This is a genomic window from Kibdelosporangium banguiense, from assembly GCF_017876405.1.
Lineage (GTDB): Bacteria > Actinomycetota > Actinomycetes > Mycobacteriales > Pseudonocardiaceae > Kibdelosporangium > Kibdelosporangium banguiense.
Window position 1 is genome coordinate 9,771,066 of record NZ_JAGINW010000001.1, and the last position, 10,486, is coordinate 9,781,551.

At 66.9% G+C, this 10,486-nt stretch carries 10 protein-coding genes and 2 pseudogenes; 5 read left to right on the forward strand and 7 right to left on the reverse strand.

Annotated elements, in window-relative coordinates; all coding sequences use genetic code 11:
• Positions 1-9 precede the first annotated feature (9 nt).
• From JOF56_RS44200 to JOF56_RS44220, 6 genes are all read right to left on the reverse strand, one after another.
• Entirely contained in the window at positions 10-2,490 is a 2,481-nt protein-coding gene (locus JOF56_RS44200; RefSeq protein ID WP_307855531.1) for a PEP/pyruvate-binding domain-containing protein, read from the reverse strand.
• Positions 2,487-3,206: a TetR/AcrR family transcriptional regulator gene (locus JOF56_RS44205; protein ID WP_209645529.1), complete on the reverse strand. Its 720-nt coding sequence runs from the start codon at positions 3,204-3,206 to the stop codon at positions 2,487-2,489. The genes JOF56_RS44200 and JOF56_RS44205 overlap by 4 nt, the downstream gene beginning before the upstream one ends.
• Positions 3,207-3,254: 48 nt before the next feature.
• Positions 3,255-3,488 carry an erythromycin esterase family protein gene (locus tag JOF56_RS60900; protein WP_372448307.1) on the reverse strand — a complete coding sequence of 78 codons (234 nt, stop codon included), beginning with the start codon at positions 3,486-3,488 and terminating at the stop codon, positions 3,255-3,257.
• A gap of 243 nt (positions 3,489-3,731) precedes the next feature.
• On the reverse strand, positions 3,732-5,177 hold the full coding sequence (locus tag JOF56_RS44215) for an amidase (RefSeq protein ID WP_307855532.1): 1,446 nt from the start codon (positions 5,175-5,177) through the stop codon (positions 3,732-3,734).
• Between the two features lie 48 nt (positions 5,178-5,225).
• Positions 5,226-5,360, reverse strand: a complete 135-nt coding sequence (locus tag JOF56_RS59750) for a hypothetical protein (protein WP_281065584.1) — start codon at positions 5,358-5,360, stop codon at positions 5,226-5,228.
• 248 nt (positions 5,361-5,608) lie between these two features.
• Positions 5,609-6,379: an SDR family NAD(P)-dependent oxidoreductase gene (locus JOF56_RS44220; protein ID WP_209645530.1), complete on the reverse strand. Its 771-nt coding sequence runs from the start codon at positions 6,377-6,379 to the stop codon at positions 5,609-5,611.
• Between the two features lie 197 nt (positions 6,380-6,576).
• On the opposite strand from JOF56_RS44220, the pseudogene JOF56_RS44225 reads away from it, so the two are divergent.
• The 5 genes and pseudogenes from JOF56_RS44225 to JOF56_RS44250 all read left to right on the forward strand — a co-directional run bounded on the left by JOF56_RS44225 (position 6,577) and on the right by JOF56_RS44250 (position 10,058).
• Positions 6,577-7,340 (forward strand): annotated as a pseudogene (locus JOF56_RS44225) (SAM-dependent methyltransferase).
• 278 nt (positions 7,341-7,618) lie between these two features.
• The gene (locus tag JOF56_RS44235; RefSeq protein WP_209645533.1) at positions 7,619-8,458 is read left to right on the forward strand and encodes a hypothetical protein; all 840 of its coding nucleotides are present in this window, start codon (positions 7,619-7,621) and stop codon (positions 8,456-8,458) included.
• Positions 8,459-8,582: 124 nt separating this feature from the next.
• Positions 8,583-8,789, forward strand: coding sequence for a hypothetical protein (locus JOF56_RS44240; protein ID WP_209645534.1), 207 nt, complete (start codon positions 8,583-8,585; stop codon positions 8,787-8,789).
• 14 nt (positions 8,790-8,803) lie between these two features.
• Positions 8,804-9,223, forward strand: coding sequence for a hypothetical protein (locus tag JOF56_RS44245; RefSeq protein ID WP_307855533.1), 420 nt, complete (start codon positions 8,804-8,806; stop codon positions 9,221-9,223).
• A 178-nt stretch (positions 9,224-9,401) separates the two neighbouring features.
• Positions 9,402-10,058, forward strand: a complete 657-nt coding sequence (locus JOF56_RS44250) for a Pycsar system effector family protein (RefSeq protein ID WP_209645535.1) — start codon at positions 9,402-9,404, stop codon at positions 10,056-10,058.
• Positions 10,059-10,173: 115 nt separating this feature from the next.
• Here the strand turns inward: JOF56_RS44250 and JOF56_RS44255 are convergent.
• A pseudogene (locus JOF56_RS44255) lies at positions 10,174-10,422 on the reverse strand (nSTAND3 domain-containing NTPase); the annotation flags it as partial.
• Positions 10,423-10,486 lie beyond the last annotated feature (64 nt).

Here is a 10,486-nt window from a genome sequence, read left to right on the forward strand (position 1 = left end):
TGGGGACCGTCAGGTGAACAACTCCACTGTGCCGCGTTCCCCGTCGACCCGGACGCGGTCGCCGTCGTGCAGTCGCATGGTGGCGTTGCCGGTGCCGACGACAGCCGGGATGCCGAGTTCACGGGCCACAATGGAGGCGTGCGACAGCGGCGCGCCCATGTCGGTCACGACAGCGGCCGCGCGGGGGAACATCGGGGTCCAGCCCACGTTGGTCAGCGTGGTCACCAGGATCTCGCCGGGCTGGAGCCTGTCGCCCTGCTCCGGGCTGGCGATCACCCGGGCGATGCCTTCCACCACGCCTGGGGCGCCGGGGAAGCCGGTCACGGTGTCGCCCACCGGAACCATGGTGCCCCGCGCGTCGTAGAGGTCGGCACGCCGATCCGGGTCGGCTGCCCAACGCACCGGATCGAACCGGCCGACGATCAAGGCCGGATACGGCGGTAGTGCCGCGTACCGCTCGTAGGTCGCCCGCCGCACAGGCACCCTTCCCAGGCCGATCGCGTTGCCGCGCAACAGATCCAGCAGCTCCTCCAGGTAGAGGTGGAACACGTCCTCGCCGTGGCCGGTCAGCTCGCCTGCCCGGACGACAAACGCGCGCAGCACCCAGAACGCCCGCATGACCTCCGAACGCGTTGACTCGCGATCACGTACGACACCGTTCCAGCGCCGTACCCGATCGCGCATCGCGGCTTGTTTGCCTGGATAGCGCTCGGCGAAGCGCGTCCAGGCCGCTTCGCGCGCCTTCTCTTGCCGGGCAAGCAGTGCTTCGGTGCCCGACCGCAGGTCGCGCAGACCGGCAAGCTGGGCATCGATCCAGCTCGGGTCCTCGCCGGGACGCGGGACGGAGATCTCGAACTCGTGCGGCCCGCGATGGCCGTAGGTGCGGGCGAACTCATCCCGGCTGATCTCTCCGTGCGCCAACCGGGTCAGGCCCATCACGAGCCCCATGCTGGCCAGTTCGCCGTCGGCGTTGACACCGGTGAGCATGGCCTCGGCATCGATGTCGCCCATCATCTTGCGCAGCACGTCGCGGGTACGGATCAGGGAAATGCCGCCCTGCCGGCCGGCGGCCTCCAGCATGCGGGAAGCGGTGACCAGGTGCGGCTGGACCTCGCGCTCGTACACCTCAGCGAGCTCCGAGCACGAACCGGTGGCCGCGATGTGCGTACGCAGTTGCTCGCACCGCTGCTGGGCAGTGGCCAGGAACGCGCGCATGCCCTTCAGGTTCCTGCGGGCCCGTCGCCGGACCCGGATCGCCGTGGGCACGCCGTGCCTGATGACCTCCCAGCGCAACAGCTTCATCTTCGGCACGTCGAGCCCTGGCGGGATCCTGCCGAAGATGTCCTCGATCGCGCTGAGCAAGCTCTTCGCGCGCAGGACCCGGATCACGGCGTAGATCGGGGTGAGATTCATGTAGAAGCGGCCGCCGATGTTGCCCACCATCTCGGCACCGGGCATGGCCGAGGCGGACATCGCCTCATGGATGAACAGGCGCACGAACGACCACGTCAACGGCGTCATCACGTCAGGGATGGCCTCACCGAGATTGCCCCCGGTCCACAGGTACTCCCCCTTGAGGCTGTCGTTCCACTCCTCGTGCTGGGGCTTGAGGCCAGTGATCGGGCGGGCCTGCACGATCGCGAACTCGCCGTCGCGCCTGGTCCACTCGATGTCCATCGGCATGCCGTACAGCTCTTGCACACGCGCACCGATTCCGGCCAACGCCACGGCCTGCGCCACATCCAACACAGGCTGACCGCGAAGCTCCTCGGGAACCGGCCGTTGCTCAGTGCCTGTCGACGTGCGCACCGTCATGACGGTCTTGTCGCCGGTCTGAGCCTGGATAACCGCGCCGTGCGTGACCACCGTCGTGTCCGCAGTGACTTGACCGCCGACAACAACCTCGCCCAGCCCCCAAGAAGCGTTGATCACCGTCTCATCGCGGGCTCCGGTCATCGGGTCGGCGGTGAACATCACCCCGGCCGCGTCCGCGTCCACCAACTCCTGCACCACCACCGCCAACGCTACATCGTCGTGGGAAACCCCATGCTGGTCGCGGTAGGCGATGGCACGCGCGTTCCAAAGTGAGGCCCAGCACCGCTTGACCGCGTCCAACAGGGCGTCGCCGCGGATGTTGAGGTAGGTGTCCTGCTGGCCGGCGAACGACATCTCCGGCAGATCCTCAGCGGTGGCCGACGAGCGGACCGCAACCGGCACGTCTTCGCCGAGAGCCTGGTAAGCGCGCTGGATCTCCTCGGCAATAGGCGCGGGGAGCCCGTGCCGGGCGAACAGCGCCGCCGTGCGTTCGGGATCGCTGGGATCGATCTCATCGCGGAAGGGTGACACGAAGGCGCGGTACGCCTCGGTCGTGACGTGGAATCCGCCGGGCACCGGCAATCCCGCTCGCAACATCCGCCCCAGCGACGCGCCCTTTCCGCCCACAGTGGCCAAATCGGCCGCGGCATCATCGAGAACCAGTACCAGCTTCACAGCGCACGCTCCATCCCCAGAGAAACCGCGAGTCTGCGACGGGCGACCGCCAGCATGGCGTCCAGAAAGTCCAGGGTCGCCTGCGCCACGGCCCGTGCATGCGGTTCCGGTAACGTCCGGCCTGAGGCCATGGCCCGCTCCACGGTGTCGGTTACCAGTTCGGCGATCCGCTCATCGGTCGGCCGTGATTCCTGCGCAAGCATGTCCGGCAGGAACACGAACCCGTACACAATGGACGAGATCACCAACGCGTGATCCCCCGGCTCTTCGCGCACCGCGCCATGCTCGATCAATTGGCCGAGGTAAGTATCGAAGGCCGGCCCCAGCTCCAGCCCCGTCGTGCTGTGCCGCTTCATCCGCGTGAATTTGCCGAGTACCTCGGCGTCGCCGACGAAGACCGCCCGCAGCAGTGGCCGGCGCAACATCGTACCGACGAACTGCCCGTACAGTTCGCTCAGTGCGGCCGGCGCATCCGCCCGAATCTCCTCCAGCAAGCGGACCCGCTCACGGCGCAGCAGCGCGGCGAACAGATCATCGCGGGTCTTCCAGTGCAGATAGATCGTGCCTTTGGCGACATCGGCACGCTGCGCCACGTCATCGATCGTGGTCTTGCCGTAACCCCAGCGCAGGATCAACTCGGCAGCGGCATCCAGGATCCGGTGCGCCCGCTCCAGCTGACGCGCCGGATCCTGCGGCGGCCGTCCAGCCTTGACCATCAACCTCACCCCATTGTTTGACTGAATGAGTGTATTCGGTCATTTAATTCATGGCAACGGTCCGTGTTGAATATGGGCGTTGTGGGCGGCCAGCACGATGCGGTCCTCCCTGCGCAGGATCCACTCGACGGTGTCGACGATCGCGGCATCGCGGTTGAACATCACCCCCTGCAAGTCGCCGCGGGCCATCGCCCGGTTGACCGTGTCGGGTCTGGCCGTGAAGAGCAGTGATCGCAGCGCACGTTCATAAGGGTCGGCCGTGGTGCGCCGCAGGTACTCCACGCGGCCCGCAAAGCGTTCCGGGTTTCGGGCGCGAGTTTGCCGTAAGCAGCGATCGTGGCTGGGACGGAGAGCGAATGCCGCCGCGAATACCGAGGCCCCACTCCCGAACAACTCGCCCAGCTCGAATCCCCACTGCGAGGCCAGCCGTGCGGCGAGGTCTGGGACTTCGGCGAGCCACCTCTCGGCCTCAGGACCGAATCGAGTGACCAGCTGCGCGCGTACGTCTTCGATATCCGCTCCCGGTTACGACTCCTGGATGCGTGGCCATGGGTGGGTCTGTTCGATGGCGAAAGCGGTTTCCAGGAGGGTGCGTTCGTCGCCGTGCGCGGCGGCCAACTGGACACCGATGGGGAGGCCTTCTTCGGAGACTGCCATGGGCAGGGAGATGGCCGGCGCGCCGACGATGTTGCTCAGCGGGGTGAAGCCGGCGTAGCCGGTGAGTCGTTCGAGCAGTTCGTCGAACGGGACTGTGGGGCTGAGGTAGCCGAGTTTCGGTGTCGTGTGCAGCAGCACTGGGGACAAGATCAGCTCGTGGTGACTGAACATGCCGGCATACCTACGGTGCGCACGGGTGAGCCGGCGGATCGCGCCCGGTGTGTGGTGCAGCGTGCGCAGGTAACGGCGGCGCAGCCCTTGGGTGAATCCGTCCAGCTTGTGACGGTTGTAGGCACGGTCGGTGAGTTTGCCGGTGTGTGCCGCGGCCGTCGCCAGCAATCCCCAGTACAGCACGAAGTCGTCCACGAACTGCCGGCCGAACGGCACGGCCACGGGTTCGACGATATGCCCCTGCTGCTCCAGCAGGATCGCTGTAGCCTCGACGGCCGCCTTGGTCTGCGAGCATGCGGACGCGCCGGTCGCCGACTCGGTGATCAGGCCGACCCGCAGCCGGCGCCGAGCCGGCCCGGTGACCAGCCCGATGGGCGGCAACGCGGGATTACGCCACCGGTCCTCCATCGCGGCGACGAACGCGGCCGTGTCGCGCACCGACCGGGTGAGCACGCCCTCGGAGACCACGTTGATCGGCATCTGACGTGCGCTCGGCCCGTCGACATGCCTGCCACGCGTGGGCTTCAGCCCGATCAGCCCAGCACACGCAGCCGGGATCCGGATCGATCCACCACCATCATTGGCGTGCGCAATCGGCACGACACCAGCGGCCACCAGCACCGCCGCACCACCCGACGAGGCCCCCACCGAGTACTCCGGCTGCCATGGGTTGCCGACCGGCTCCCGGGACTGGAACTCGGTGCTCGCGCTGAACCCGTACTCCGGCAACGCGGTTTTCCCGAGAACCGTCACCCCGGTGGCAAGAAAATGCTCGGTATAGGGCCCGTCCTTCTCGGCAGGCCGCGCGACATACGCATCGGTCCCGTGGTTACTGGGCATGCCGGCGACATCCGTGTTGTCCTTGATGTACGTCGGCACCCCGTACAGCGGCGCGCCCGGATCACTGGTCGATCGCGGCGCCTCGTACGCGTCGAAAACCACCGCGTTCAACGAGCCGACTCGCTCGGCCCTCGCGATCGCGGCCGCGGTCACCTCGGCGACGCCGACCTCCCGCGTACGTACCAGTTCCGCGATGGCGACCGCGTCGTGATCAGCGAGAACGTCATCGCCAAAGGCGTGAATCCGGTCGTTGCTCATGGCCGCCTCGTCGTCGTCCCGGTCATCCCAGACCACATTACTCACCAGTAACCGGGATGCGAACGTTGTCGGCCGAAATCCGTCACAGTGACCTCAGTCGTGCGCCACCGAGGGGCTCGTCGCGTCCAGGTGCCGGATCGAGCCGAACAGCATGGCGGCCTGTTCCGGCCGAAGCGGAGTCAGCAGCGGTACGGGCGCCCGGTAGGACAACTCCAGACGTATCGTCATGCCGGGACGCCCGGCAGCACTGGCCGCGTATCCCAGGAGTTGGTCCCCGACCACGCGAGCCAAGCACAGATCGGGCCATCGGCGTCCCCGAACCGCCGCGAAGACCGACGGCCGTAGCGAGTTGGCCGCCGGGGCCGTAGTAGTACTCAGCCACACGTGCCACCCCGCCAGCATGCGGTCACTGTCCCCCACCATCGCGAACGAGCGCGGGTTGTCGGGAGAGGCGGCCGAATAGCTCGCAGGGGCGATCACTCTCGGAACTCGTGACCGCCGTCGACCCGCCACACCTGCCCGTTGACCCATTCGGCGTCGTCGGACAACAGGAACGCAACGGCCGCGCCGATGTCGGACGTCTCGCCGAGCCGTGGCGCCCGGACGAGCGAGCTGGCCCAGTCCAGCAACTCCTGTGGCGGGTTCTCCTTGAGGCGCTCCGTGAGCACGACCCCAGGCGCGACGCTGTTGCAGCGCACACCTTGTTTGCCCCAGGTCGTGGCGATGTGCCGGGTGAGCGTGTTGATCCCGGCCTTGGACGCCGCATAGGCCGGCCGGGTCGGTTCGCCGAGCGACGCGGCCGCGGACGACGTGTTGACGATCGCTCCGCCGCCGTTGCCCAGCAGGATCGGCAGCACGGCCTTGCATGTGCGCACGAAGCCGAGCAGGTTGATCTCGAAGGTACGCCGCCAGATGCCCAGGTCGGCCTCCATCACGTGGGTGTCGGCAACGATGGTCTCCGGCGAGGTGTCGGCAGCGCAGTTGTACAAGCCGTGCACCGTTTTGAACTCACCGACCGCGGTCTCGATCAGGCTGGTCACCGACTCGTCGTCACCCAGATCGAACTGAACGCCGATCGCGACGCCACCGGCCTCGGTGATGTCGCCAGCCACACGGTCCGCACCGGCACCGTCCAGATCCCCCAGGACAACCTTGGCGCCCTCCTGGCCCAGCCTCAGCGCCACACCACGCCCGATACCCGTCGCGCCGCCGGCGACCACTACCGTTTTTCCTTCCAGACCACGCATGCGCATCCTCCGCTGTGGGTAGTGACAGGTATGTCGGCGCCTGATCCTCCCCGACGACATACCGACCTCCACAGCGCGGTAACAGCCGGCCGATTGGTGTCCGGGCCGGGGCAGGCAATAGGTTGGCCGGAACGTGTGAGTCCGATGGTCTGAGAGGGCGAGTGGTGACAGATCCTCACGCCGCGAACATCGCGCGGGTGTACGACGCGCTGCTGGGCGGCAAGGACAACTACGAGGCCGATCGGGAGGCCCGCGACCAACTGGCGGCGCAGGCCCCAGAGTTTCCCCAGGTGGCCATGGACAACCGGCTGTTCATGATGCGCGCCGCCAGGTTCCTGGCCGGCTCGGCCGGGATCAGGCAATTCGTGGACTTCGGACCGTGCCTGCCGATCGGCGAGAACATGCACGAAGTCGTCCAACGGCTCAACCGCGAAGCGAACGTGGTCTACGTCGGTATCGACCCGCTCGTGATCGCGCATGGACGGGCGTTGCTGTCCGACAACGACCAGACGCACATGGTCGAGATCGACTGGCGCCAGCCGGAGAACGTGCTGGCTGACGCCACCCTCGGCAAGTACATCGACTTCGACCAGCCGATGGCGATCTTCCAGGTCGCCACCCTCAACCACATCGCCGACGAATACGACCCGCCAGGATCACGAGCGTGCTGGTCGACGCCCTCGCGCCCGGCTCGTACGTCGTGTTCGCGCACACGCTCGACCCGGGCGACGGGCACGAACTGGCCGGCCTGGCGGCCCGTGTTCAGGCTGCCGGCCTCGCCAGCACGGTAGGCACCGGCTGGTTCCGCACCGCCGAGCGGCTTGCCGAGATGACCCGGGGACTGGAGTTCGTCGAGCCGGGCATGGTGCCGGTCGCCGACTGGTGGCCCGACGGGCCCCGTGTCCAGCCACTGGCCCCGTTGCAGCGGCTGCTCGTCGGCGGAGTCGCCCGCAAGCCCTGATACAACCCGATCAGGCCCTGCGCTTGCCGTAAATGTCATCCGGCCAGGTCAAGCGGCATCGTGGTACTCGTTGAGGATGCCGCCCAACCGTGGGCGTCGACGGATGTCGAGACGGGTGATCTTGTCCTGACTGGTGATCGGCGATGGCAGTGGTCGAGCGGTCGGGCGTTGGCGATGCCTTGGTGAGGTCGGTGAGAGTTGTAGAACTGTTCGTGTTCGCGTAGTGCGTGGAACAGGTGCCGTCAACGGTCCGGCCTTGCTGACCATGAGGTCGCGGTATGAAACCCGGGGACGACATTCGGCGCATCCGGGTGGATCGGGTCGCGTGCACCTGGAATGTCGCGGTGGACGTGGTCGGGCAGGCGCGCTGGTTCTTGCTGATGCTGGTCCCCATCCGCCTGCCGATCTTCGAATCACTCCCGCCAGCGTCGGTAGGACGGCGAGGCCCCTTGGCCAGCTTCAGGGCGCACATGAGCGCCGGTCCGCTGCTGGGCCGCGATACGGCAGGGATAGCCTGCACACCCATGACTCTCCGGCAGGACATCGTCGGGCTCGCCGACGCTGAGTGGACGAACTGGCCCCACGCCTATAGCAAAGCCACCGACACCCGCGGCCACCTCGCCGCGCTGCTCGACGACGACGCCGATGCTCAGAACGCCGCAGCCCTCCACTTCCGATCCGCGATCGTCCACCAATCGACCCTCTGGCCGGCGAGCCCGGACGCGTTCGACTGGCTCATCCGAGTACTACGGGCCCACCAGGTACCCGAACCCGCGCTCACCGGCTGCCTCACCGCACTGACCGAGGCCGGCGAACAGCTCAGCGACATTCCCGCCGACACCCCCGTGCCAGCACTGTCCCCAGAAGCACGCACCTGGCTGGACCGCTTCGCCAACGCACCAGAGGAAACCGAAAACGACGAGGACGAAGACGACGACGAGGACACCTACGAATCCCTCTGGGCCGAATTCCTCGAGTCCAACGAGTCCGACGAGATCTACCAGTGGACTCTCGCAAGGACAGCCGCCCTCCGGCCTGCCGTCGCCGCGCTGGTCCAGGAGATCGACGGCCAGGCCCCGGAACAGGTGGCCGCCGTCCGCGAAGCATGGAAGTCATAGCCCTGGTTGCCTTTCCCAGCTGAGTCACATCGTTCCGACGACCCTGTGAGGTTCCAAAACCGCGTACTGGCGCGCTGAGCTGCAGTAATCGTGCACCATGAGCCGTAGGGCATGATCGTGAGGCGTGGCGTTCCGACTGCTGTACCTAATCTTCGTTCGGCTCGTGGACTGGTTGGTTCTGCTTGGCCGATCGTCGACAACCAAGGACGTCGAACTGCTGGTGCTGCAACATGAGATCGCCGTGCTGCGCCGGACCAATCCCCGTCCGCGGTTGCACTGGGCCGATCGTGCGGTGCTCGCCGCACTGATGCGCCGATTCCCCGGCCACTGAGTGAGCATCGATTGGTGACACCAGGCGCCGTCCTGCGTTGGCACCGGCGACTGGTCGCGAAGAAGTGGACCTACCCGAACAAGACCGGGCGGCCGCCGGTAGACGATGCCGTAGTTGCGCTGCGGATGCCACCTGCGCCCAGGCGTGACACCGACATGTCCTGGCGGCGGTTCCTGCGTACCCAGGCCGCGAGCATGTTGGCGTGCGATTTGTTCCATGTCGACTGCGCCGTCATCCTCAAGCGCGTCTACGTGTTCTTCGTCCTCGAAGTCTCCACGCGCTACGTGCACATCCTCGGCACCACCACCAACCCCGACGGCCCCTGGACCACCCAACAGGCACGCAATCTGCTCATGGACCTCGGCAGCCGAACGGAAGGCTTCGGCTTCCTGATCCGCGACAGGGCCGCGGGCGGCTTCCAGTTGCCTCCGTGAAAGCACGGTGCCCGAGGGGCGGTCTTGTTGCAATGAGGCTGCAACGGCCTTGGGCATGATCGGCGGCCGTCGATGTCATGTACTCCATGCTCCTGGCCACGGCTGACGCAGCCGACGCCAGAGGCAGGTGTCGTGCGAGCGACTGCGGTTCACCATCATCTCGAACGGAGTTCGACACATGCGCAAGGCTGTCGTGCCTGCTCACTTCGGCCCCGAAACGAAGGAACTGATCGTGGACACCGGCTCGCCCGCCGACCAGATCACCAATGGCGCCGCCGCTTGCGCCCCGACGGTCGATACGCCGCCCGAGACCGACGTCGAACTGAACGCGGCGGCAGCCAAGCTCGCTGAGACCGACGCCGCCAGCTTCCGTTCCGAGGGTCCACGCACCGACACCAAAGTGACCGCGTTGCTGTCCTTACTGGCCGCACTGATCGGCACGACCGGAGTCCTCGGCACTCTGGCCACTGTCTATTCCCGCCAAGCCGGGGCTGTCGCGGCCGCGGTACTGCTCAGCGCCGCTGCCATAGTGCTGAGTATCGGGTTTGTCCTGATCGTGCTCGTAATCCTGCCCAAACTGCACCACCGCAAGCGTTACGGCGGCGGTCCGCTCGGCGCACTGGTCGAGGTCTCCGAACTGAAAACCCTCGATGAGGCCCGTACCTACTACCGCAAGGTGGCGACCGATCCGCTGGGCCACCACGCGGCTGCCGCTCTGCTGCACGCCGGCCTGGTCGTCGGCCGCTATCGGCGGATCCGCCGCGCCGGGCTGGTGCTGATAGCCGGGATCATCCTGGCTCTGGCCGGCGGCCTGGCATTCAGCTGGGGACAGTGACCAGGCCAAACCCAGCGGGCTCACCCAACACAGCCCCTTCCTACCGGATGTCTCCTCCAAGGTGAACGAGCTCGAAGTGGCCAGCCACAGTGAGCCATAACCGAGCACTGCGGATGGATACGAGCAGGTCGTTGTCATGCAGGAACTCCACCAGCCACACCCCATCGGGGACGGCATCCGCCAGGCGCGCGGCTATCCGCAGGGCCAGCCGGGTCTTGCCGACCCCCGCACCACCGGTCAAGGTGACCAGCCGATGCCGCCGCAACAACCGCTTCGCCGCGGCGACCTCTCCTCGGCGGCCGACGAAGCTGGTGACCTCGGCGGGAAGATTGCCCACCGATTGACACGAACCGGCACGTGACATCACAGATCCCGGGTTGTCCGATGTGCAATCATCTTTGCAGCGATCTCCACACCGAACCAGCCCC